The sequence below is a fragment of the Aminobacter ciceronei genome (assembly GCF_014138625.1).
In the GTDB taxonomy this organism is placed as follows: domain Bacteria; phylum Pseudomonadota; class Alphaproteobacteria; order Rhizobiales; family Rhizobiaceae; genus Aminobacter; species Aminobacter ciceronei.
In genome coordinates this window covers 22,708-43,958 of the sequence record NZ_JACJHY010000042.1, presented here as the reverse complement: position 1 = coordinate 43,958, position 21,251 = coordinate 22,708, and the positions used below count along the sequence as shown (strand labels likewise).

Genomic DNA, 21,251 nt, shown 5'->3' with positions numbered 1-21,251 from the left:
CAATGGGCAGCCAACTACAACCTGGCACGCCCACACTCGGCCCTTGGAGGCATCAGCCCGTTCCAAAGACTGAACAACCTTCTTGGAAACGACACTTAGGCGACGCGGCGGCCTTCGCGCCAGACGGTGCGCACGACCGGCACATGCTCGTCGACCCGCACTCGCACCAGATCGCCACGGCGCCCGGCTTCGATGACGCCGCGGTCGGTCAGGCCGACGGCGTCTGCCGGGTTCTTCGACACCATCGCCATCGCTTGCGGCAACGAGATGCCGTCGACGACTTCACCGAGGAAGAAGGCCGACTGGATCAGGCTGAAGGGGATATAGTCCGACGACAGGATGTCGAGCAGGCCATGTTCGGCAAGGGCGCGGGCCGAGACGTTGCCGGAATGCGAGGCTCCCCGCATGACGTTGGGTGCGCCCATCAGCACGCCGAGGCCGGCCTCTTTCGAGGCGTTGGCGGCTTCGAGCGTGGTCGGGAATTCGGCGACGCGAATGCCTTGCGCGATCGCCTCATCGACATGTGCCGTGGTGGCGTCGTCATGGCTCGCCAAGACGATGCCGCGCGCGTGGCAGGCAGCCGAGATCGCCCCACGGTTGGGGGCCGAATTGCGGGCGGAATCGCCCATGCGCTTGTCGCAGAATGTCTGGAACTCGACGTCGTTCAGCTTCAGCTTGCGCTGGTAGTAGTAGGCATAGGTCTCAAGGTTGACGAACTGGCGCTGGCCGGGCGCGTGGTCCATCAGCGAGGCCAGCTTGACGCGGTCGTCGCCGTCGAAGACGGCAAAGCTGTCCTGGCAGTCGCCGGCGGAGACTTCGCAGCGCAGGTGGATGAAGTGATCGGCGCGGACGCGGTCGGCGCGCACGCTGTCTTCGATCGCATCGGCAAGCAGGCGCATGTCGGCGGCCGTCATGTCGGCATCCTCGTCCATGCCGACGCGCAGCGCGTCGAAGACGGTGGTGATGCCGGCCGACGCCACCTGTGCGTCATGGGCAAGCACGGCGGCAATCGGGTTCCAGCGCACGCGCGGTCGCGGCGCGTAATGGCCTTCGAGGTGGTCGGTGTGAAGCTCGACGAGGCCGGGAATGACGTAGTCGCCGGCCATGTCCTCGCCGATGGCGCTCGGGCCGGTCGAAATCTCTGTTATCCTGCCGTCACGGACGACGATCGAGCCGTCGATCACCTCGTCGGCCAGGACGATGCGGGCATTCTTCAGGACAAGGTCGGTCATCTCAGGCGGTCTTTCTTTCAGCTTGCTTGCCCAGTGCGCGATAGGTCCGCACTTCGAACGGCGCACCCGGAGACGGCTCGACGAACACGGCCAGGCCATCCACCGGCACCGGCCTGTCGAGCGTGTCGCCCAGGCATTCCTCGATTGCGACGCGCACGCGCGCGGCTTCTTCGGCCGCGATGCGGCCGGTCAGGGTCATGTGGAAACGGAAGGTGTCGAAAACGTAAGGGTAGCCCCACTGGCTAAGGTTACGGCATTCCCGCGGCGACAGCGCGTCGGGGTTGCGGCGGGCGATCTCGGCGTCGCTCAACGGTGCGCGGAACGGCTCGAACGCCATCACCACATCGCCGGCGAAGCGGTCGAGCTCAGGCAGCGGCTCCGCCGGCACGAGGGCGAAGAAGCCATCGATCTGGGCGAGTTTCAGGCGCGGTATGTCGAACGGCGCGGTGGCATTTGCAAAGGCGTCGAGCGCATCGATGAGGACAGCCTCGGTCATGCCGTCGGCGAGGCGGAACGGTGCCTTGAGCGTGGCATGGAAGCCGTAGCGCCGGGCTGCCGCCGTATGGAACGCAACCTCCGCGGCCGACAGCGCGCCAAACGCCTTTGCCGCCGTGACTGCGCCGCCAAACGCATCGCGCCCGAGCCACCCGGCCGCGATGCGGCACAGCGGATCATCGTGCTCAGGCGTGAAATAGATGGCGTAGCGCATGGAAAGGTTCCTGGAAGGCCGTGCGATAGATGATTTGCGTGACAGTTTGACGAAGTAGTGGCCGACTTTGCTGCCTTTGCAAGGGCCGGCCACACTTGTTCAGTGACTGGCCTTGTTGCCGATCAGGCGTTGGCGCAATGCAGTCGAGATGTTGTCGAAGATGAACACCACGACCAGGATCAGCAGCACCATATAGGCGACGTTTTCCCAGTCCGAATTGGTGCGCATCGCTTCCCACAGCTTGAGGCCGATGCCGCCGGCGCCAACGGCGCCGATGATGGTGGCCGAACGGGTGTTCGATTCCCAGAAATAGAGCGACTGGCTGATCAGCACCGGCAGTACCTGGGGCACGACGCCGTAGCGCTGGACTGAAACAGGCGAAGCCCCGACCGAACGCATGCCTTCGCGCTGCTTGTCGTCGATGTTTTCCAGCGCCTCGGAGTAGAGCTTGCCGAAGGTGCCGGTGTCGGTGAAGAAGATCGCCGAGATGCCGGCGATCGGGCCGGGGCCGAAGGCGCGGGTGAAGAACAGCGCCCAGATCAGCATGTCGACCGAGCGCAGGAAGTCGAAGAAGCGCTTGGCGACCTGGTTGATCAGGCGGTTCTGGGTGATGTTGCGGGCAGCCAGGAAAGCCAGCGGGAAGGCAAGGAGGCTGGCAAACAGCGTGCCGACGAAGGCCATGACGATGGTCTGCAGCATCTTGATCCAGACATCGCCATGCTGCCATTCGGAGTTGTTGACGATGTTGTCCCAGGCAAGGGCTGCGTTCGACATCTTCGGGTCGATACGTTCGCCTGACAAGACCAGCGACAAGACCTCACCGGTCGACTTGCCCCAATAGGGCGAATGGCCGTCGAAGAAGAAGTTTTCCCAGCCAAAGAAGCGATGACGGACGTTGACGTCGTCGGCGTCGATCTGGGCGCTGCCGGCAAAGCCGAAATCGACGGTGATCTTTTCGCCCGGTTTTTTCTGGGTCGCCCAGGCCGGCAGTTCGCCTGCAACAGTGATGCTTTTTGCCGGTACGATGGCGATATCAAGCGTCTCGCCGCCGTTTGTCACGACGACGCCGGTCGGGGTGACCTCGATGCGGTCGCTGCCGTCGATCTCGACGGTCACGCGGCTGGCCGGCGCCTTGTTGGCCGAAGCGGCGGAAGCGGTTGCCGACTGCTGCTCGAAGCTCAGCCATTGTGGATGCCGGTCGGCTCGGTAGGCCGAGAATCGGGGGTAGCTGATATCGAGGCGGTCGTCCTTGAAGTCGATCTGCGGCCGCACCTCGTAGGAAACCCAGTCGGCGAGGTAGGTGCCGGCGATGCCCCAGTTGCCGCTGGCAAGCACGGCACCGACGGCGAAGAACCACCAGGCGAAGGCGAGATAGGCGACAAGGCCCAGACCAACGGCCCAGCCGGTCAGGGCCTTGCGCCAGGAGCCGGCGAAAACGTCGGGATGGCGCTCGGAGATCGCCTGCATGTCGGTCAGGGAAAGGGTGGTCATGATCTTAGTCCCCACGGCCGAAGGCGAAGGCCTGTTCGCCAACCAGTCTCTTGCGCAGCCAGGCAGAGAACTGGTCGACCGCGACGATGGTGCAGAACAGGAGGATGATGATGGCGATGGTCTTGGCTTCGTGGTTGCGGCTGATCGACAGGCGCAGCACCTCGCCGATACCGCCGCCCCCAACAGCGCCGATGATTGTCGAGGCGCGGACATTGATCTCGAGGCGCAGCAGGCCGTAGCTCAGGAAATTGGGCATCACTTGCGGCACGATGCCGAACCAGACGCGCTCGGGCCAGTTTCCGCCGACAGCACGCAGGCCTTCGTCGGCCTTCATGTCGGCGTTCTCGACGACCTCAAAGAACATCTTTCCGAGCGCGCCGATGGTGTGCAGAGACACCGCGATGATCGCCGGGATGGCGCCCATCGAGAGCACGGCGAGGAAGAAGCCGGCGATGACGATCTCGGGGAAGGCGCGCAGGATTTCGAGGAAACGGCGGACGAAGAAGCGCAGCCAGCGCTGGGTCACCAGGTTGGAGGCCGCGAGGAAGCAGAGCAGGAAGCCGAAGGCGAAACCGATCAGCGTCGAGACGAGCGCGATGTTGATCGTCTCCAGCATCTTGTAGACGTATTCGGGCAAATAGAACGAGCCGAACAGATACATCCGACCTTCGGGGTAGTCGAACTTCAGGCTGCCGTCGGCATAGGGCGAAGGCAGGTCGAACATGGCGCGCCAGACATCGAAGACGTCGCGCGGGATCATCTGGTCGACGAAGTCGAAGAAATGCGGCAGCCGATCGAAGAACTTGCCGGCATTGCTGTCATTGGCGAACCAGAGCGATCCGGACAGCGCGATGAAGAGGATGAACAGGCCGCCCGCCGTATAGAGGCGGCGGCGGCTGGCGAGTTCGCGCCAGTGCTGCTCGACCGCGAGGCCGGCTTCCGAGAGGGGCATTGTCATGAGGTTTCCGTTCGATCCCGGACAAAAAAGGGACGCGCCGCGTGTTTCTCGCGGCGCGTCCGGGAGGCTTGGGGTTTAGCTGCCGATCTGCGCCTTGCGGGCGTCGATCACAGGCTGGTAGAACTCAGGGGTGACTTCGGTGAAGCCCTTGAAGTCGCCGCCCTGGATGGCCGCAAAGCAAGCCGGATCGGTCTCCGGCAGCTTGACCATGTAATCCTTGAACTTACTCTTGATGCCGGCGTCGAGCGAGGTGCGAACGACGATCGGACCGTTCGGGATCAGCGGCGACTTCCAGACTTCGACCAGGTCGTCCATGTCGAGGATGCCCTTGTCGACCATCTTACGGAGATTGCCGGAGGTATAGCCATCCGTGAATTCGCCGACACCCGAACCAAAGGTCGTGCCGGCGTCGAAGGTGCCCTTGAGCACTTCAAGGACGAGGTTTTCATGACCACCGCCGAAGCCGGTCTCGGCGAAATAGTCTTTCACGGCGACGCCGCCGAGATCCTTGGGCAGCGCAGTGACGGGGATCAGGTAGCCCGAGGTCGAGTCAGCATCGGCGTAGCCGAGCTTCTTGCCCTTGAGGTCTTCGAGCTTGGTGATGCCCGAATCCTTCTTGGCGACCATGATGGTGTAGTAGCCGGTGGCGCCGTCGGTCTGGACGGTGGTCAGGATCGGCTCGACCGCATCCTTGTTCTGCAGATAGATCTTGGCGTAGCCCGAAGCGCCGAGTTCGGCGTAGTCGAGCGTGCCGCCGAGCAGTCCCTGGATGGTGCCGTCATAGTCAGCGGCCGGGAACAGCGACACCTTCTCGACGCCGATGGCCTTGGGCAGCTGGTCGACGAGGCACTGGAAGTTGCGCAGGCGGTCGGCTTCGTTTTCGCCGCCGATCAGGCCGATGCGGAATTCCTTGAGGTCGGCTGCATTGGCCGAACCGATCGCCAGCACGGCGAGCGAAGCGGCACCCAGAAGTGCTTTCTTGAACATCACAGTTCTCCAGTTTGGCCCAGCACCTTGCCGGGTCATTGCAGTTGATGATTACCGGCCCTTGACGTGGGCGAGACGAACGCGAGCAGCCTCAGGCCGGGGCGTAGGCCGGTTCGAGAGGTGCGGCGGATACGGGAACCCTGACCTTGACCGGGCGGATGCTGGTCGAGGTGATGGCTTCGGAAATTTCAGTGCCGTCGGCGTCGGCACCGTAGACGAGGCGCACGGCCTCGATGGTGAGGTCTTCGGGCGCGCCGTCGAAGACCACAGCGCCGCCCTGCATGCCGATGATGCGGTTGCAGTAGGTGCGTGCGGTGTCGAGCGTGTGCAGATTGGTGATGACGGTGATGCCGTCGCGCAGGTTGATGTCGCGCAACGCGTCCATCACCACCTTGGCGTTGAGCGGGTCCAGCGAGGCGATCGGCTCGTCGGCGAGGATCAGCTTGGGCTCCTGCATCAGGGCACGTGCAATGGCGACGCGCTGCTGCTGGCCACCGGACAGGGTTCCAGCCGGCTGGAGGGCGGTGCGGGCGATGTCGAGGCGCTCAAGTGCGGCGATCGCCCGGATGCGCTCTTCACGCGTAAAGATCGAGAGCAGGTTGAGCGCGGTGGAGCGGTGGTTGAGGCGGCCGAGCAGGACGTTGGTCAAGACGTCGAGGCGCGGGACCAGGTTGAACTGCTGGAAGATCATGGCGCAGTCGCGCTGCCATCGGCGCAGCTGCGTGCCGCGCAGCGACGACACTTCGGTGCCGTCGAAGGAAATTGAGCCCTCGCTCGGGTCGATCAGGCGGTTGATGGTCTTGAGCAGGGTCGACTTGCCGGCGCCGGAGCGGCCGATGATGCCGACCATCTGGCCCGGCTGGATTTTGAGGTTGACGCCGTTGACGGCGACATTCTTGCCGAAGCGGCGCGTCACGTTGCGGATTTCGAGCATCTTGGCTTCCCTGTCCCGTCGGGCCTTTTCGCCCTTGTCTGCGATGGGCCTAGACCCGGGACGTGAAGCTGCAATGTCGGGACCATGTCAGTTTTGTTACGATGCACAGGCCGAAGCGCGAAAAACACGGCTTTTGAGGGCAAATATCGCTGCTTTTTGGAATCCCGTTTCTGAAATCGGCTTTCGCGAACCGCGATGGCCCGCTGTGATCTCTGCCTGTGTCAGGCCGCCTGTTGGCGGTCTTTCCAGTTCTCGTGCTGCTTGCCCCATGCCGACATTGCTGTCACGGCATCGTTCAGGCTCAAGCCCAGCGGCGTGATCGAATATTCGACGCGCGGCGGCACCTCTTCATATGCATGCCGGCTGATCAGCCCGTCGGTCTCCATCTGCCGCAATTGTTGCGTCAGCACCTTCTCGCTGATGCCCGGCAGCAAGCGGCGCAGTTCGGCAAAGCGATGGGGCCGCAGGTGCAGTTGCCACAGCAGCGCGGTTTTCCACTTGCCGCCGATGGCCTGCATGGCTGCGGCAAAACCGCAGCTGTCCGGTTCCTTGTGCCTCATCTTCCAGCTCCTGTCATGATATCAACGGCTTACTTCAAAGTGCGTACTTCTCAATGCAGTGACGGTACATATGTTTGGTCCGAGCGCGCGCCAAACATGAACCAGCCCCTCGTCGCAAGGGGCCTTCGCATTTCGGAGAAAAATCGTGAATATAGATGTCTGCGTGCTCGGCACGGGCCGTATGGGCTCGTCCATTGTCCGAACTTTGTTCGACCAGGGCTACCAGCATGCATGACGGGGAGACGAAACGCACCGCCACCTGTTCGTGTCGCGGCGTGAAACTCGTCCTCGCCGGGGAGCCGAGACGAGTCTATGCTTGCAGTTGCACCGAGTGCCAGAGATGCACCGGGACGGCATTCTCCTACCGCGCCATCTATGCGGATTCCGCCGTCGTTAGCCAGGAAGGCGAGACCAGGTCGTGGCGGCGAGCCGGCGCGTCGGGACAATGGCTGGAGCAGACATTCTGCACCACCTGTGGATCGGTCGTCTTCATGCGGGCGGAAGCGTTGACGGCGGCGCTGTCGGTCTCGGTTGGCTGCCTGGAGGATCAGGGGTTCCCGGCGCCGGTCGTGCTCCACTGGCCGAACAGCAAGCACGATTGGCTTTGTCTCGAAGGTGTGCCCGAGGCGGGCTCGCCTCGAAAGGGAAATCACAAGGAGTAGTACGAAAACCAGGCAGCTGGCTGTCAGCATTGTACTCAAGCGCAGCCCGCTGACGGCCGCAGCTGCCGGTCGGACATAAGGTCCACTTGCGGAAATCCTGGAAAAAGCATGACGAATCAATATTTTGCCGAATTTCGGCAAGAATCTGCCAAAACTTGGCCTGCAAACCCTGACACTACAGTTGTTAGTCATTATATGAGGGCGGACGACACTTTGAGGATCCGCTGATGAAATTGTCCCGAACGACCCGCTTCGCCACGCTTTTCGCGGGCCTGTTCCTCGCCTTCTCCATGATTGCCGTCGACCACGCCGATGCACGGCGCGGCGGCAGCTTCGGCAGCAGGGGTACGCGTACCTTCCAGTCGGCGCCGCCGACCCGCACCGCGCCGCAGCCGACCGCGCCGGTCGAGCGTTCGATGACGCCCAACACCGGTCAGGCAACCAACCCGGCCGCCACCAGTGCAGCCCGTCCTGGCGCGACTGCACCGCAGCGCCCCGGCTTCATGGGCGGCTTCGGCGGCGCGATGATCGGCGGCCTGCTGATGGGTGGCCTGCTCGGCATGATGATGGGCCAAGGCTTTGGCGGCATCGCCGGCATGTTCGGCATGCTGATGCAACTGCTGCTGATCGGCGGCGCCATCTGGCTCGCCCTGCGCTTCTTCCGTTCGCGCCAAGCCACCGGTCCGGCGATGGCCGGCGCGGGTGCCGGCGGCGGTAACTTCAACTACCGCGACGCGGCACCGTCTGGAGACAGCGGCAAGGCCAATGGCGGCAGCCGTTCGTTCAGCATTCCGAGCATCGGCAGCAGCCGCGCCGAGGCCGCGCCGCAGCAGCCTGCCAGCAAGGACATTACCGTGTCGGGCGAAGATCTCGACACGTTCCAGCGCCTGCTGACCGAGGTCCAGGAAGCGTTTGGCCGCGAGGACCACAAGGCGTTGCGTCGCCTGGTGACGCCGGAGATGGTGTCCTATCTCTCGGAAGAATTGGCCGACAACGCTCAGAACGGCGTCCGCAACGACGTGACCAACGTCCAGCTCCTGCAGGCCGACATTGCCGAAAGCTGGAACGAAGGCGACCGCGACTACGCCACTGCGGCAATGAACTATTCGTCGATCGACGTGACCCGCAACCGCACGACCGGCGAAGTGGTGGACGGCGACGCAAACGAGCCGAGCGAGACGACCGAGCTGTGGACCTTCGTCCGCCAGAACGGCGGCGACTGGCAGCTCTCGGCTATCCAGGACGCCTGAACCGTTTCAGACTGATTACAACGCCCGCGGTCTTCCCTTTCAGGGAGGCGCGGGCGTTTCCGCGTCGGGCGGTGCCTGCTCGGTTGCGCCGCAAATCCAATTGCTCTCGAAATTATTCTGGGCAAGGTTGAGAGCTCGGGAGATCGGGATCATCCGATCCGGCACCTTCGTTCGGGTGTCCAGGCGAAGCTCGGATGGCCATGGCCGACAATGTTTTCGTTTCGCCAGATTTCCTGACGCTCACGCTCGGCATCATCGTCTATTTCGTCGGCGTGCTGCTCAACCGTCACATTGCTTTCCTGCGCAACTACAACATCCCAGAGCCGGTCACCGGCGGGTTTCTCGCGGCCGTGGCCGTTTTGGCGTTCTACCAATTGTCAGGCACGGAGATCGTCTTCGAGATGACCACGCGCGACAGGCTGCTGGTCATCTTCTTTGCCACCGTCGGCGTCAATGCGCGGCTGGTCGACCTGCTGGTCGGGGGACGGGCGTTGGCGGTGTTGTGCGTGCTGACCGTGCTTTTCGTCTTTCTGCAGAATGGCGTCGGCACGCTTGGAGCCTGGCTGTTCGGCCTGCCCTCTGCTGCAGGCGTCATCATGGGGTCGATCGCCTTTGTCGGTGGCCATGGCACGACGATTGCCTGGGCGCCGGCGATCGCCGCAGAGCACGGTTTTCCGGCCGCCCTTGAAGTCGGCACCGCCGCGGCGACGCTCGGGCTGATCGTCGCCAGCGTCCTCGGCGGGCCGGTGGCAAAGTTCCTCATCGAGCGTGGCAAGCTAACCGCCGACGCGAGCGGACCCGACGGGGAATCGGCCGTCGCCCGGGCGGAGGCCGCGCCGATCGACAAGTCGAACTTCATGCAGGCGCTTTTGCTGGTCAACGTCGCCGTGGTGCTCGGCTATTTGGTTCACGGCCCGGTCACGGCGATGGGCGTGAAGCTGCCATTGTTCGTGCCTTGCCTGATCATGGGGGTCGTCCTGTCGAACACGATCCCCTACATCTTTCCGCGCATGCCATGGCCAGCGCGCTCGCCCGCAATGTCGCTGATCTCCGACTATTCGCTCTCGGCCTTCCTCGCCATGTCGCTGATGAGCATGCAGCTCTGGACGCTTGCCGGGGTTGCCGGCCCGCTGCTGGTCGTCGTTGCCATGCAGGCGCTGCTCGCTGTGGCCTTCATCCTGATCGTGCTGTTCCCGCTTTTGGGAAGAGACTACCAGGCGGCGGTGCTGAGCGCCGGCTTTACCGGCCTTTCGCTCGGCGCCACGCCCACCGCCATCGCGTCGATGACGGCGGTGACCAGGCACTATGGCCCGTCACCGAACGCCTTCATCATCCTGCCGCTGGTCTCGGCGTTTTTCGTCGACCTGGTCAACATGATCGCGATCCAGTTTTTCCTGGCGGGGTGAGGGCTCCTCAGCCGCCGTGCTTTTCCAGGAACTCTTCCGCCGAGAGGTTGCGGAAATCGTCGAGGGCAACGCGCAGCCTGGCGTGGTCCCAGTCCCACCAAGCCAGCGCCTGGAAGCGATCCGCTGTCGTGCGGTCGAAGCGCTCGCGCAGCGGCTTGGCGGGCACGCCGGCGACAATGGTGTAGGGCGCGACATCCTTGGTGACGACAGCGCCCGAGCCGACCGCCGCGCCGTCGCCGACGGTAACGCCCGGCAGCACCGTCGAGCCGTGGCCAAGCCAGGTGTCGTGGCCGATGGTCACCGCGTTCGACCGGCGCCATTCGAAGAACTCGGTCTCGTGGCTGGCATCTTCCCAATAGTCCGAGGCGCGGTAGGTGAAGTGATGCAACGTCGGCCGCCAGGTCGGATGGTTCGTGGCGTTGCAGCGCACGCTTGCTGCGATGTTGGAGAATTTGCCGACCGTCGTGCACCACAGGCTGCAGTCCTGCATGACGTAGGAGTAGTCGCCGAGCGAACTTTCGCTGATGCGGGTGCGCTCGGAGACTTCGGTCCAGCGGCCGAGCGTCGACTGCGTCACCTCGGCCGATGGGTGGATCCAGGGCTGTTCGGACAGCTTGCGGCTCATGCTGCGACCTTTCCGGCGGCAAATGTGGTGACGTCGATGATGCGGTCGGCGACCGCCTCGCGCACGTCGGCGTCGTGGAAGATGCCGAGCAGGGCCACACCCTTCAGCTTCTTCTCCTCAATCAGTCCGATCACCACCTCGCGGTTGGTGGCGTCGAGCGATGCCGTCGGCTCGTCGAGCAGGAGCACCGGATGGTCGGTGATGAAGCCACGGGCGATGTTGACGCGCTGCTGCTCGCCGCCGGAGAAGGTGGCGGGCGGCAGGCTCCACAGACGTTCCGGCAGGTTCAGCCGGCCGAGCAGTTCCGAGGCGCGGGCATGAGCCTCGGAGCGTTCGGTGCCGCGGGCGACCAGCGGCTCGGCGACGACGCCGAGTGCCGAGACGCGCGGAACGGTGCGCAGGAACTGGCTGACATAGCCGATGGTGTCGCGGCGCACCGAAAGCACGGTGCGCGGATTGGCAGTGGCAAGATCGACAAGCTGGCCATGGTGATCGACGATGATCTGGCCCTGGTCGACGCCGTAGTTACCGTAGACCATCTTCAGGATCGAGCTCTTGCCGGCGCCAGAGGGGCCACCGAGCACGGCGCATTCGCCAGCCCTGACCGAGAACGAGACATTGGCGACCACCGGCAGGCGGATGCCGCCACGCAGATGCATGGTGAAGGCCTTGGAGACCTCCGAGACGATGAGGGGAGTGGCCATGTCAGAATCTTTCCTTGATGAGCATGATCTTGCCCGAAAACCGGGAACCACTTTTCGGGACCATGCTCAGACCTGCAGGATGGAGGAGACGAGGAGCTGGGTGTAGGGCGCGCGCGGATCATCGAGCACACGGTCGGTGAGGCCGGCTTCGACGACATGGCCGTCCTTCATCACCATCATGCGCTGCGACAGCAGCCGTGCGACGGCGAGGTCATGCGTGACCACGATGGCCGCGAGGCCGAGGTCGGTGACCAGTCCGCGCAACAGATCGAGCAGGCGCGCCTGCACCGAAACGTCGAGCCCGCCGGTCGGCTCGTCCATGAACACCAGCCGCGGGCCGGTAACGAGGTTGCGGGCGATCTGCAGGCGCTGGCGCATGCCGCCCGAGAAAGCGCGGGGTTCGTCGTCGATGCGCGCCTCGTCGATCTCGACGCGGCCGAGCCAATCGACTGCGGTAGCGCGGATGTTGCCATAGTGGCGGTCACCGACGGCCATCAGCCGTTCGCCGACATTGGCGCCGGCCGACACCGTCATGCGCAGCCCGTCGGCCGGGTTCTGGTGGACGAAACCCCAGTCGGTGCGCATCAGGAAGCGGCGCTCGGCCTCGCTCATGCGGTAGAGGTCGCGCCACTGGCCGTCGCGCATGCGGTAGCTCGCAGTGCCCGACGTCGGCAGCAGCCGCGTCGACAGGCAGTTGAGCAAGGTGGTCTTGCCCGAGCCGGATTCACCGACGATGGCCAGCACTTCGCCCGGCCAGAGGTCGAAGGAGATGTCCTCGCAGCCGATGCGCGAACCGTAATATTTGGACAGCGCCGTAACGCGCAGAAGCGGTTCATCGGTCATTGGGCAGGCTCCAGGATATCGGGCGAGAGGTGGCCGCGATGGCCGCAGGCCTGGCGCGTCTCGCAATGGTCGGTGTCGGAACAGACGAACATGTGCCCGCCCTTGTCATCGAGGATGACCTCGTCGAGATAGACTTGCGCGGCCCCGCACAGCGCACAGGGCTGGTCGAAGGTCTGGATCTCGAAGGGATGGTCCTCGAAATCGAGGCTGACCACCCTGGTGAAGGGCGGCACGGCATAGATACGCTTCTCGCGGCCGGCGCCGAACAGCTGAAGCGCGGGCGACATGTGCATCTTGGGATTGTCGAACTTCGGTGTCGGCGAGGGGTCCATCACGTAGCGGCCCTCGACCTTGACCGGATAGGCATAAGTCGTGGCGATGCGGCCGTGCCTGGCGATGTCCTCGTAGAGCTTGACGTGCATCAGCCCGTATTCCTCGAGCGCGTGCATCTTCCGTGTCTCGGTCTCTCGCGGTTCGAGGAAGCGCAGCGGCTCGGGGATCGGAACCTGGTAGACCAGCGTCTGACCCTCGGTCAGCGGATATTCCGGGATACGGTGACGGGTCTGGATGATCGTCGCCTTCGCCGTCTCGGTGGTCACTGCGACATCGGCGACCTTCTGGAAGAAGGCGCGGATCGAGACGGCATTGGTCGTGTCGTCGGCGCCCTGGTCGATGACCTTGAGCACGTCCTCAGGACCGATGATCGCGGCGGTCACCTGCACGCCGCCGGTGCCCCACCCATAGGGCATCGGCATTTCGCGGCTGGCGAACGGCACCTGGTAGCCGGGAATGGCAATGCCCTTGAGGATCGCCCTGCGGATCATCCGCTTGGTCTGCTCGTCGAGATAGGCGAAGTTGTAGGTTGCGATGTCAGACATGGCAGGCAGATCCGATTTGCGCTAACTCTTTGCCGCGTTGACCATCGCAACGAGGGGGAGCCGCATGGATTCTTCGGGGTGGATTCGTGTCTTGGTGCTGGTGGCCCTTGCTGTAACTGCTGTCGCATTTTTCGCGCGGAGCAAGCCAAAGCCGACAAAGCGAGCCTGGGAGAATGATGGTGCTCCGGAACGCGACCTCGGCTCCTGACATTTGGGCGATTGAGTTGGGAGAACTCATTCGGCTGCCTCCCTTGTCTCGGTCTGATCTGTAGCTTGACGCTTTTCATGCTCGCCGCGCATGCGGCGGACGAGGTCGAGTTCGGCCTGGAAGTCGACATAGTGCGGCAGCTTCAGGTGTTCGACGAAGCCGGTCGCCTGGACGTTGTCTGAGTGCGAGATGACGAACTCTTCGTCCTGCGCGGGGGCGGTGATGTCCTCGCCCAGTTCGCCGGCGCGCAGCGCGCGGTCGCACAATGACATTGCCATGGCCTTGCGCTCGGACTGGCCGAAGACCAGCCCGTAGCCGCGGGTGAACTGCGGCGGCGCCTTGGCCGAGCCCTTGAACTGGTTGACCATCTGGCACTCGGTTACGCGGATGCGGCCGAGGCTTATGGGGAAGGGCAGTTCAGGTACGTCGAGCTCGAGCTCGACCTCGCCGATGCGGACCTCGCCGACAAAGGGATGGCTGCGGCCATAGCCGCGCTGCGTCGAGTATCCGAGCGCCAAAAGAAAACCCTCGTCGCCGCGCGACAGCGCCTGCAGGCGGATGTCGCGCTCCATCGGAAACTCGAGCGGCTCGCGGGTGATGTCACCCGTGAGGTGGTCCTCGGGCAGCTCGCCGTCGGCCTCGATCAGCCCTTCATGGGCGAGGATCTCGGACACACGCGCCATACGCTGGCCGTCGCCTTCGCGCTGCTCGGGAGTAGCCACTTCGGCATCGGTGGCGAGTTCCGGGTCGAGCAGGCGGTGGGTGTAGTCGAAGGTCGCGCCGAGCAGCTGGCCGCCGGGCAGGTCCTTGTAGGTCGCCGAGACACGGCGCTCGACCTGCATGGCAGCCGTGTCGATCGGCCTCGTGTAGCCGAAGCGCGGCAAGGTGGTGCGATAGGCGCGGACGAGGAAGATCGCCTCGATCAGGTCGCCGCGCGACTGCATGATGGCGAGCGCGGCAAGCTCACGGTCATAGAGCGAGCCTTCCGACATGACGCGGTCGACGCCGAGCGCCAACTGTTCGACGATCTGCTCGATGCGCAGCGACGGCACCGAGCGGTCACCGCGGCGGCGGTCGGCGAGAAGGCGATGGGCGTTGGCGATGGCGGCTTCGCCGCCTTTGACAGCAACATACATATCAGGCCTCCATCGTCTTTGCGCGGACAGTGCGGGGCAGGCAGGCGACCGCTCCGGGCGCCGCCAGGATCACGTCGACGCCGCGCGGGAAGCGGGCGCCATTCTGCTTCCACTGCTCGACGAAATGGCGCGGCAGAGGCGTCGGCGCGATGCTGTCAGTCGTCTCGATGCCGGGGCCCTCGAGATGCAGCGGCGCGCCATCGGTCAGGCTGTCGACCTGCAGGATCAGTGTCGTCGAGCGATCGGGATATTCCTGCGTTCCTTGCGCAAAGTTTTCGAGCGAGATCAGGTTGGCCGGGTTGGCGACAAGGGCGAAATGCGCGTCGGCCGGTGTCGCGGCCAGCGGCGCGCCGGTGTGGAAGCCGAGCCAGGACTTTGCCGACGAGACCTGCAGCCCGGCATCGAGCCAGAGCGGAGTGTCGTGGTCGCACAAGCTCAACGCCACCGCGCCTGCGGTTGCCGCCAGCGGTGCAGGCGGCTGTGCCAGGCCAGCTACCTGCTGGACCGTTCCGGGACGCGCCATGGCGTCCATGACGGCGCGGAATACCGTCTGGGCATTAAAAACCGGGGCGGCAAAGCCGCCGTCAATCACATCCATCTGATCCATCAGTCCTCTCCACGCACCATGGTGAAAAAGTCGACCTTGGTCGCTGCCGTCTCGGCACGACTGGTCGCATCGGCTTCGGCTTGTGCGGCACGCAACGGTGCGATGACCTTCTCTTCGATGTCGGCGCGGCGGTCGGCATTCTGCCAAAGGGCATCAGTGATGGCCGAAAGGCGGGCCTTGTCCTTGTCGCGGCCGAGCGCATAGGAATGGCCGATCTCGCCGCTCGGCAAACGCACCGTGGCGCGGGTCACCGTCGCCTCGCCGAAGTTGAACGGCGCGCCGCCGCCGCCGATACGGCCACGAACCGACACGAGGCCGGTCTCCGGTCCGCGCAGCATCTCGGCTTCGCCAGAAATGCCTGCCGCCGCGCACAGCCGCTTCAACTCGTCCACTGGTGCTAGCGAAAGCGCCGCCATGGCCGTCTTGCGCGCCGTCTCCAGTTCTCTTTCCTGCCGTCGGTCCATCGCTTTCGCTGCTCCACTTCACATTTGTCTATTGTTCTATACAATCGAACAACTTACAATGGGCTTGTAGCGAGGCTCCGTGACGGATGCATGACAAGTCGCAAACTGGGACGGTGGATTTGAGCGGGCAGGGACGAGAGCAGGCGGTGACACGCAAGAGCGGGGTGGCGCTGTGGCGCCAGATCGCCGACCAGATCAGGCAGGCGATATCGGCTGGAACTCTGGGCGCCGATGGCAAGCTGCCGCCCGAAATGATCCTGTCCGAACGCTTCGGCGTCAATCGCCATACCTTGCGCAGCGCCATTGCCGCGCTTGTCCAGGAAGGTGTGTTGCGCGCCGAGCAGGGGCGCGGCACTTTCGTCGAGAGCCGCCAGAAGCTCTCCTACCCAATTTCGGCGCGGACGCGCTTTTCCACAGGGCTGCGCGAGCAGACACGCGAGCGCCGCAGCATCCTCCTGGCCGACGCCATAGAGCCTGCCCTCAGCCGTGTCGCCGAAGCCCTGGGGCTTGCGCCGGATGCGCCGGTGCTCCGGCTGGAAACGCTGAGCGAGGCCGACGGCCGGCCGGTGTCGCGCGCGACGAGCTGGTTCGACGCCGAGCGCTTCCCCGACTTCGCACGGGTCTACGCCGAGACCGCGTCGATCACGCTCGCTTTCCAGCATTTTGGAATCGAGGACTATTTCCGCAAGTCGACACTGGTTTCGGCGCGCCATGCCGATGCCGCCGACCTGACCGATCTCAAGCTGTCCGCCGGCGCCATCGTACTCGTCGCCAGGGCGATCAACGTCGACACCGCAGGCGTGTCGGTCCAGTACGCTGAAACCCGCTTTGTCGCCGACAGGGTCGAGCTCAGCGTCTCGACGGAGGCCTGAGGTTCCAGCTATTTGCCGCGGCCGCCAAGGCGCATGGCGGTTCATCTCAGCGTATCGTCGATTCCTGGCGTTTGGATGCGATTCCCATGGCCGTGCTTAGTTGGCTGCCAGCGCAACCTATGCGGGGTCTGCTGGCTGCATATGTTGGTGGGCAAACAAGATTCTTTCTAACAATGCTTGACATTTGTCCGGTTTAGAGAAAAATTCCAGTTTAGTGGAATTTGCGGACGGAATGTCGGAATTCAGGACTGGCTTGGTGGAGGACTTTGCGCCAGTTCATTAGTAGTCTGTAAAACACCGCTGAGAATACCTCTTCGCCGGCTTGTCGGTCGCGCAGTCCTTTCGACTGCGTGAGGGCGGGTTTTATTGCGCGGCGAAAGCCGTGCGCGTGATCGATATTATCCAAATGGGGAACATAATGAACAATATTCTGGTACCGAACCGCCGTACCGCGCTGAAGATGCTTGGTGGTGGCGCCGCCGTCCTTGCCATGCCCGCCGTGATCCGCCCGACCCCCGGCTGGGCTGCGAACGGCGTGTTGAACATCACCACCTACGACAAATTCCTGCCGCAGGAATTCCTCGACAAGTTCCAGAAGGACAGTGGAATTCAGGTCAACATCCGGCTGACCGACGACCAGGGCAAGCAATACAATCTGCTCACCGCCGAGGGCGCAAATCCCTCGACCGACATCGTCACCGTCGCCGGCCATCGTTATTCGCAGTTCATCGCCTCGAAGCTGCTGCAGCCGCTCGACACCGGCAAGATTCCGAACTGGAAGAACCTCAACCCGGCCTACCAGAACGCTGCCTGGGCGCGCGTCGACGACAATCTCTGGGGCCTGCCGATCCTCGCCGGCTATGAGGGGCTCGCCCGCAATGTCGACTATGTGAAGGAAGCGCCGAGCTGGGAGATCATGTTCGACCCGCAGTACAAGGGGCAGACCTCCTATATCGTCAGCGATTTCATGACCATCGTCATGCAGTATCTCGGCCATGACGGCGACTTCGTCAGCTATGTCGACAAGGCCGACGTGGCGCAGAAGGCGACCAACGAAGCGCGCGACTTCCTCATCAAGCACAAGGACATGGTGCGCAAGTACTATGACGCCGGCTCGGAAGTGCAGCAGATGTTCATCAACGAGGACATTTATCTCGGCCATTCCTGGTCGGGTCCGGCTGCCAAGCTGATCATGGACGGTCATCCGATCAAGCTGTCGGTGCCGAAGGAAGGCACGTTCGGCTTCTGCTATACGCTCAACGTCGTCAACAACGCGCCCAACGCCGAGAACGCCTACAAGCTGCTCGATGCCGTGCTGGCAAGCCCGGAGGTGGGGGCCGCAATGACCCGCCAGTCGGGCTACAGCTCGACGATCAACGGCGTCGCCGACCTGCTCAACGACCGCGAAAAGCTCGCCTCGACGCTGCCCCAGGAAGAGCTTGAGCGCATCGTCTTCTTCTCGTCGGTCAATCGCGACATGAAGAACGAGATGATCGACCGGGCGACCGCTGAGGTCAAAGCGGCCTGACGAGGCGAAAGCCTCGCACGGCCCATCGCCTGTCCCGGAGCGCTGCGACGATCTCCGGGACAGGCTGCCGGCCTGTCATGTGCATGACCCTCGAAAATCGGGCACGGTTTTCGGGTGGGCTCATGCACCGGTTCAGAGAGTTACAGCGTTCTGAGCGAGGCGCTGTAGTCCCACAACGCGCGATGACTGACCTGCCGGCAATGCCTGGCGGTACAAGTTGGGCTGCGCCAACCGAGATTGTTTGATGGTGAGTAGCAACACGACAGCCGGCTATGCGGCAGGGCGCGGCGACGCGCCGGTGCCCAAATATTCGACCGGCATCGCCAAGGTGGTCAATTCCGCGCTCTACCGGCATACGCTGGGGGCCGCTGTCGAGTCCCGGATCGGCCGGATCATCCTTCTGGCCGGGGTGCCGCTGGTCTGGCTGATCATGCTGCATGTCGGGCCGATCTATCAGATGCTGAAGATCAGCCTGATGTCCCACTACCCGGTGCTGCCGGGTGTGGAATCGCACTTCACCCTGGACAACTACGCGATCTTCTTCAAGGAATCGCTCTACTTCACGCCGCTGATCAAGAGCTTCATCTTCGCCACGGCAGCGACGGCGGTGACGCTGGTTGTGGTCTACCCGGTGGCCTACTACGTCGCCAAGGTCGTCAAGCCGGAGGGCCGTTCCAAGGCGCTGCTGTTGCTGCTGGTGCCGTTCTGGGCCGGTGAGTTGATCCGCACCTTCTCGGTGATCATGCTTCTTGCCAACCGCGGCGCGGTCAACGTGCTCTTGCGCGAGATCGGCCTGATCGACCGGCCGATCCCGATGCTCTACACCTCGTTCTCGCTCGGCTTCGGCCTGGTCTACCTGATCTGCCTCTACATGCTTTTGCCGCTCTATTCGGCGATCGAGAAGATCCCGGGACAATATCTGGATGCGGCTGCCGATCTGGGCGCCGGTCCGTTCACCCGCTTCCGCCGGATCATCCTGCCGCTGTCCAAGGACGGCATCGTCTCGGGCTGCTCGCTGGTGTTCCTGACCTGCATCGGCGTCTTCGCGACCCCGATGCTGCTCGGCGGACCCAACACCGTGCTGTTTCCTGAAACCATCAGCGGCTTCTTCCATGGCGCCAGCGACAAGTGGCCGGTCGGCGCCGCCTTTGCGCTGATCATGCTGGTCACCGCCTTGATCACCGCAGGCATCTTCATGCGCCTCGTCGGCGGCAAGAAAAGGAGTGCATTCTGATGCGCAACATGTTTGCAGACGCTCCGCGCACGTCGCTGACGGCGATCTACTGGGCCTTCCTGCTTTACCTGCTCCTGCCGCTCACGCTGATGATGGCGATGAGCTTCAAGGACGCCAACTTCGTCGCCTTCCCGATCGGCGATTGGACCCTCGACTGGTATGCCAAGGTGATGCAGGACAAGCAGTTCCTGGAAGCCTGCCTGTACTCGGTGATGATCGCCGCCGCCTCGACGCTCGCCGCAACCACGCTCGGTACCTGGATCGCCATGCTGATCGTCGCCGAAGGCATCAAGGGCCAGGTCATCATCTTCGCGCTCGCCTGCCTTCCGGCTGTCGTGCCAGGCATGATCTCGGCCATCTCGCTGCGCATCTTCATCTCGACAATCGACATGCCGACGGGAACCGCGGCCATCATCCTCGGCCACACGGTGCATGCAGTGCCCTTCGTGGTGGTGATGGCGCTGACCCGCCTGCGCTCGATGCCGGGCAATCTCGTCGATGCCGCGCGTGACCTCGGTGCCGACAGCATCGTTGCCTTCTTCCGCGTCACGCTGCCCTATCTCGGGCCGGCGCTTGTCGGCGGCATGATCTTCTGCGTGCTTCTGTCGATCGACGACTTCGTGCGCACCTTCTTCCTGGGCGGCTATCGTCCGACCCTTCCCATGCTGATCTTCGCCAAGGTGCAGGGCGGCATGTCTCCTGAAATCAACGCAATGGCGACACTCGTCCTGGTGGTTACCGCCGCCGTCGGACTTTACGCCGAATACATGACCCGCCGCGCGAGGACCCGCTGATGCAACCCGTCGTCCAGTTCGACAATGTCACCAAGAGCTACGGCAAGCATGTTGCCGTCGAGAACCTGAACCTCAGCATCGAGGCGGGCAAGTTCGTCACGCTGCTCGGCCCGTCCGGCTGCGGCAAGTCGACTTCGCTGCGCATGCTCGGCGGCTTCGAGACGCCGAACTCCGGCCGCATCCTGCTCGGCGGCAAGGACGTGACGCGCGTGCCGCCCAACAAGCGCAACGTCAACATCGTGTTTCAGGACTACGCGTTGTTTCCGCATATGAGCATTGCCAAGAACATTGCCTTCGGCCTCGAGCTCAAGGGGTTTGACAACCAGCACATCCACCGCCGCGTCTCGGAGCTGCTCGAGCTTGTCCAACTGCAGGATTATGCCAAGCGGTTGCCGTCGGAGCTGTCGGGCGGCCAGCGCCAGCGCGTCGCGCTGATGCGCGCCTTGGCTCCCGATCCGGAGGTGCTGCTGCTCGACGAGCCGCTGTCGGCGCTCGACGCCAAGCTGCGCCAGCAGATGCAGATCGAGCTCAAGTCGATCCAGGAAAAGACCGGCAAGACCTTCATGTTCGTGACCCACGACCAGGAAGAGGCGCTGACCATGTCCGACACGATCGTGGTCATGAACAAGGGCCGCATCGAGCAGATGGGTGACCCGAACACGCTTTATGGCCGTCCAGGCTCTGTGTTCGTCGCCAACTTCATCGGCGAGACCAATCTTTTGCGCAGCACGGTCGTCGGCACCGAAGGTGACCAGGCAGCGCTGAACTGGAACGGCGTCACCATCAAGGCAGCACAGGGCGGGCTTACGCCAAAGGCCGGTGACCACCTCTATGTCGTGCTGCGCCCCGAGGCGATCCACTGCTCGGCCGCCGAGCCGGAGAGTGGCAACCGCATCAAGGGCAAGATCCGCCAGCGCGTGTTCAAGGGCAACCACACCTCGCTTTCGGTCGAGGTCGGCGACGGGACCATGCTCAATGCGCTGGTCCATCCCGCCGACGTCAGCCAGCTCAATGGCGAGGAAATCTGGGTCGGCTGGAAGCCAGAGACGACGACGGTCATCCCCGACCGCCACGCGCACAACTGAGACGACAAACAGGCGACAAGGGCGGCCCGCGTCGAGAACCGGTGCGGGCCGACAGCAGGCAGGGCAGGACATGCGACATGACGA

At 63.7% G+C, this 21,251-nt stretch carries 22 protein-coding genes; 8 read left to right on the top strand and 14 right to left on the bottom strand.

What is annotated here, in order from left to right:
• Window positions 1–95: 95 nt before the first annotated feature.
• From HNQ95_RS29370 to HNQ95_RS29340, 7 genes are all read right to left on the bottom strand, one after another.
• Window positions 96–1,232 (bottom strand): alpha-D-ribose 1-methylphosphonate 5-triphosphate diphosphatase, encoded by a 1,137-nt coding sequence (locus HNQ95_RS29370; RefSeq protein ID WP_182575853.1) that lies wholly within the window; start codon window positions 1,230–1,232, stop codon window positions 96–98.
• 1 nt (window position 1,233) lies between these two features.
• Window positions 1,234–1,941, bottom strand: a complete 708-nt coding sequence (locus HNQ95_RS29365; protein WP_182575854.1) for a DUF1045 domain-containing protein — start codon at window positions 1,939–1,941, stop codon at window positions 1,234–1,236.
• A 99-nt stretch (window positions 1,942–2,040) separates the two neighbouring features.
• The gene (phnE, locus tag HNQ95_RS29360) at window positions 2,041–3,432 is read right to left on the bottom strand and encodes a phosphonate ABC transporter, permease protein PhnE (protein ID WP_182575855.1); all 1,392 of its coding nucleotides are present in this window, start codon (window positions 3,430–3,432) and stop codon (window positions 2,041–2,043) included.
• Between the two features lie 4 nt (window positions 3,433–3,436).
• The gene (gene phnE / locus HNQ95_RS29355) at window positions 3,437–4,390 is read right to left on the bottom strand and encodes a phosphonate ABC transporter, permease protein PhnE (RefSeq protein WP_246341037.1); all 954 of its coding nucleotides are present in this window, start codon (window positions 4,388–4,390) and stop codon (window positions 3,437–3,439) included.
• A gap of 75 nt (window positions 4,391–4,465) precedes the next feature.
• Window positions 4,466–5,377, bottom strand: a complete 912-nt coding sequence (gene phnD / locus HNQ95_RS29350; protein WP_182575856.1) for a phosphonate ABC transporter substrate-binding protein — start codon at window positions 5,375–5,377, stop codon at window positions 4,466–4,468.
• A 91-nt stretch (window positions 5,378–5,468) separates the two neighbouring features.
• Window positions 5,469–6,311: a phosphonate ABC transporter ATP-binding protein gene (phnC, locus tag HNQ95_RS29345; protein WP_182575857.1), complete on the bottom strand. Its 843-nt coding sequence runs from the start codon at window positions 6,309–6,311 to the stop codon at window positions 5,469–5,471.
• Between the two features lie 221 nt (window positions 6,312–6,532).
• Window positions 6,533–6,871 (bottom strand): winged helix-turn-helix transcriptional regulator, encoded by a 339-nt coding sequence (locus HNQ95_RS29340; RefSeq protein ID WP_182575858.1) that lies wholly within the window; start codon window positions 6,869–6,871, stop codon window positions 6,533–6,535.
• A 227-nt stretch (window positions 6,872–7,098) separates the two neighbouring features.
• Here HNQ95_RS29340 and HNQ95_RS29335 point away from each other — a divergent pair, with 227 nt between their 5' ends.
• From HNQ95_RS29335 to gltS, 3 genes are all read left to right on the top strand, one after another.
• Window positions 7,099–7,533, top strand: coding sequence for a GFA family protein (locus tag HNQ95_RS29335; RefSeq protein WP_182575859.1), 435 nt, complete (start codon window positions 7,099–7,101; stop codon window positions 7,531–7,533).
• 227 nt (window positions 7,534–7,760) lie between these two features.
• Window positions 7,761–8,783 (top strand): Tim44 domain-containing protein, encoded by a 1,023-nt coding sequence (locus HNQ95_RS29330; protein WP_182575860.1) that lies wholly within the window; start codon window positions 7,761–7,763, stop codon window positions 8,781–8,783.
• 200 nt (window positions 8,784–8,983) lie between these two features.
• Window positions 8,984–10,189, top strand: a complete 1,206-nt coding sequence (gene gltS, locus HNQ95_RS29325; protein ID WP_376769279.1) for a sodium/glutamate symporter — start codon at window positions 8,984–8,986, stop codon at window positions 10,187–10,189.
• Between the two features lie 7 nt (window positions 10,190–10,196).
• Here gltS and HNQ95_RS29320 read toward each other — a convergent pair whose 3' ends face one another.
• The 7 genes from HNQ95_RS29320 to phnG form a co-directional block, all read right to left on the bottom strand.
• Window positions 10,197–10,814 carry a DapH/DapD/GlmU-related protein gene (locus HNQ95_RS29320; RefSeq protein WP_067958773.1) on the bottom strand — a complete coding sequence of 206 codons (618 nt, stop codon included), beginning with the start codon at window positions 10,812–10,814 and terminating at the stop codon, window positions 10,197–10,199.
• Window positions 10,811–11,518, bottom strand: a complete 708-nt coding sequence (phnL, locus tag HNQ95_RS29315; RefSeq protein WP_067958777.1) for a phosphonate C-P lyase system protein PhnL — start codon at window positions 11,516–11,518, stop codon at window positions 10,811–10,813. The genes HNQ95_RS29320 and phnL overlap by 4 nt, the downstream gene beginning before the upstream one ends.
• Before the next feature lie 66 nt (window positions 11,519–11,584).
• Window positions 11,585–12,361 carry a phosphonate C-P lyase system protein PhnK gene (gene phnK / locus HNQ95_RS29310; protein WP_182575862.1) on the bottom strand — a complete coding sequence of 259 codons (777 nt, stop codon included), beginning with the start codon at window positions 12,359–12,361 and terminating at the stop codon, window positions 11,585–11,587.
• Complete coding sequence (locus tag HNQ95_RS29305) at window positions 12,358–13,239, bottom strand: alpha-D-ribose 1-methylphosphonate 5-phosphate C-P-lyase PhnJ (RefSeq protein ID WP_154386855.1); 882 nt, start codon at window positions 13,237–13,239, stop codon at window positions 12,358–12,360. The genes phnK and HNQ95_RS29305 overlap by 4 nt, the downstream gene beginning before the upstream one ends.
• 234 nt (window positions 13,240–13,473) lie before the next feature.
• Window positions 13,474–14,583 (bottom strand): carbon-phosphorus lyase complex subunit, encoded by a 1,110-nt coding sequence (locus HNQ95_RS29300; protein ID WP_067958786.1) that lies wholly within the window; start codon window positions 14,581–14,583, stop codon window positions 13,474–13,476.
• 1 nt (window position 14,584) lies between these two features.
• The gene (gene phnH / locus HNQ95_RS29295) at window positions 14,585–15,190 is read right to left on the bottom strand and encodes a phosphonate C-P lyase system protein PhnH (RefSeq protein ID WP_154386854.1); all 606 of its coding nucleotides are present in this window, start codon (window positions 15,188–15,190) and stop codon (window positions 14,585–14,587) included.
• Window positions 15,190–15,654: a phosphonate C-P lyase system protein PhnG gene (phnG, locus tag HNQ95_RS29290; protein WP_067958793.1), complete on the bottom strand. Its 465-nt coding sequence runs from the start codon at window positions 15,652–15,654 to the stop codon at window positions 15,190–15,192. Before phnG ends, phnH begins: the two co-directional genes overlap by 1 nt.
• A gap of 86 nt (window positions 15,655–15,740) precedes the next feature.
• Between phnG and phnF the strand changes: the two genes are divergently transcribed.
• The 5 genes from phnF to HNQ95_RS29265 all read left to right on the top strand — a co-directional run bounded on the left by phnF (window position 15,741) and on the right by HNQ95_RS29265 (window position 21,167).
• Entirely contained in the window at window positions 15,741–16,526 is a 786-nt protein-coding gene (gene phnF, locus HNQ95_RS29285) for a phosphonate metabolism transcriptional regulator PhnF (protein ID WP_154386853.1), read from the top strand.
• Window positions 16,527–16,944: 418 nt separating this feature from the next.
• On the top strand, window positions 16,945–18,054 hold the full coding sequence (locus tag HNQ95_RS29280; protein WP_067958797.1) for an extracellular solute-binding protein: 1,110 nt from the start codon (window positions 16,945–16,947) through the stop codon (window positions 18,052–18,054).
• Window positions 18,055–18,298: 244 nt separating this feature from the next.
• Window positions 18,299–19,288 carry an ABC transporter permease gene (locus HNQ95_RS29275; RefSeq protein ID WP_115731047.1) on the top strand — a complete coding sequence of 330 codons (990 nt, stop codon included), beginning with the start codon at window positions 18,299–18,301 and terminating at the stop codon, window positions 19,286–19,288.
• Complete coding sequence (locus HNQ95_RS29270) at window positions 19,288–20,082, top strand: ABC transporter permease (RefSeq protein ID WP_067958813.1); 795 nt, start codon at window positions 19,288–19,290, stop codon at window positions 20,080–20,082. The genes HNQ95_RS29275 and HNQ95_RS29270 overlap by 1 nt, the downstream gene beginning before the upstream one ends.
• Entirely contained in the window at window positions 20,082–21,167 is a 1,086-nt protein-coding gene (locus HNQ95_RS29265; RefSeq protein WP_067958817.1) for an ABC transporter ATP-binding protein, read from the top strand. The genes HNQ95_RS29270 and HNQ95_RS29265 overlap by 1 nt, the downstream gene beginning before the upstream one ends.
• The last annotated feature ends 84 nt before the right edge of the window (window positions 21,168–21,251 follow it).

What these genes read in the sequence shown, in the direction of transcription:
- HNQ95_RS29370 (WP_182575853.1), bottom strand. Translation starts at nt 1,232, where the DNA reads ATGACCGACCTTGTCCTGAAGAATGCCCGCATCGTCCTGGCCGACGAG.
- HNQ95_RS29365 (WP_182575854.1), bottom strand. Translation starts at nt 1,941, where the DNA reads ATGCGCTACGCCATCTATTTCACGCCTGAGCACGATGATCCGCTGTGC.
- phnE (WP_182575855.1), bottom strand. Translation starts at nt 3,432, where the DNA reads ATGACCACCCTTTCCCTGACCGACATGCAGGCGATCTCCGAGCGCCAT.
- phnE (WP_246341037.1), bottom strand. Translation starts at nt 4,390, where the DNA reads ATGACAATGCCCCTCTCGGAAGCCGGCCTCGCGGTCGAGCAGCACTGG.
- phnD (WP_182575856.1), bottom strand. Translation starts at nt 5,377, where the DNA reads ATGTTCAAGAAAGCACTTCTGGGTGCCGCTTCGCTCGCCGTGCTGGCG.
- phnC (WP_182575857.1), bottom strand. Translation starts at nt 6,311, where the DNA reads ATGCTCGAAATCCGCAACGTGACGCGCCGCTTCGGCAAGAATGTCGCC.
- HNQ95_RS29340 (WP_182575858.1), bottom strand. Translation starts at nt 6,871, where the DNA reads ATGAGGCACAAGGAACCGGACAGCTGCGGTTTTGCCGCAGCCATGCAG.
- HNQ95_RS29335 (WP_182575859.1), top strand. Translation starts at nt 7,099, where the DNA reads ATGCATGACGGGGAGACGAAACGCACCGCCACCTGTTCGTGTCGCGGC.
- HNQ95_RS29330 (WP_182575860.1), top strand. Translation starts at nt 7,761, where the DNA reads ATGAAATTGTCCCGAACGACCCGCTTCGCCACGCTTTTCGCGGGCCTG.
- gltS (WP_376769279.1), top strand. Translation starts at nt 8,984, where the DNA reads ATGGCCGACAATGTTTTCGTTTCGCCAGATTTCCTGACGCTCACGCTC.
- HNQ95_RS29320 (WP_067958773.1), bottom strand. Translation starts at nt 10,814, where the DNA reads ATGAGCCGCAAGCTGTCCGAACAGCCCTGGATCCACCCATCGGCCGAG.
- phnL (WP_067958777.1), bottom strand. Translation starts at nt 11,518, where the DNA reads ATGGCCACTCCCCTCATCGTCTCGGAGGTCTCCAAGGCCTTCACCATG.
- phnK (WP_182575862.1), bottom strand. Translation starts at nt 12,361, where the DNA reads ATGACCGATGAACCGCTTCTGCGCGTTACGGCGCTGTCCAAATATTAC.
- HNQ95_RS29305 (WP_154386855.1), bottom strand. Translation starts at nt 13,239, where the DNA reads ATGTCTGACATCGCAACCTACAACTTCGCCTATCTCGACGAGCAGACC.
- HNQ95_RS29300 (WP_067958786.1), bottom strand. Translation starts at nt 14,583, where the DNA reads ATGTATGTTGCTGTCAAAGGCGGCGAAGCCGCCATCGCCAACGCCCAT.
- phnH (WP_154386854.1), bottom strand. Translation starts at nt 15,190, where the DNA reads ATGGATCAGATGGATGTGATTGACGGCGGCTTTGCCGCCCCGGTTTTT.
- phnG (WP_067958793.1), bottom strand. Translation starts at nt 15,654, where the DNA reads ATGGACCGACGGCAGGAAAGAGAACTGGAGACGGCGCGCAAGACGGCC.
- phnF (WP_154386853.1), top strand. Translation starts at nt 15,741, where the DNA reads ATGCATGACAAGTCGCAAACTGGGACGGTGGATTTGAGCGGGCAGGGA.
- HNQ95_RS29280 (WP_067958797.1), top strand. Translation starts at nt 16,945, where the DNA reads ATGAACAATATTCTGGTACCGAACCGCCGTACCGCGCTGAAGATGCTT.
- HNQ95_RS29275 (WP_115731047.1), top strand. Translation starts at nt 18,299, where the DNA reads ATGGTGAGTAGCAACACGACAGCCGGCTATGCGGCAGGGCGCGGCGAC.
- HNQ95_RS29270 (WP_067958813.1), top strand. Translation starts at nt 19,288, where the DNA reads ATGCGCAACATGTTTGCAGACGCTCCGCGCACGTCGCTGACGGCGATC.
- HNQ95_RS29265 (WP_067958817.1), top strand. Translation starts at nt 20,082, where the DNA reads ATGCAACCCGTCGTCCAGTTCGACAATGTCACCAAGAGCTACGGCAAG.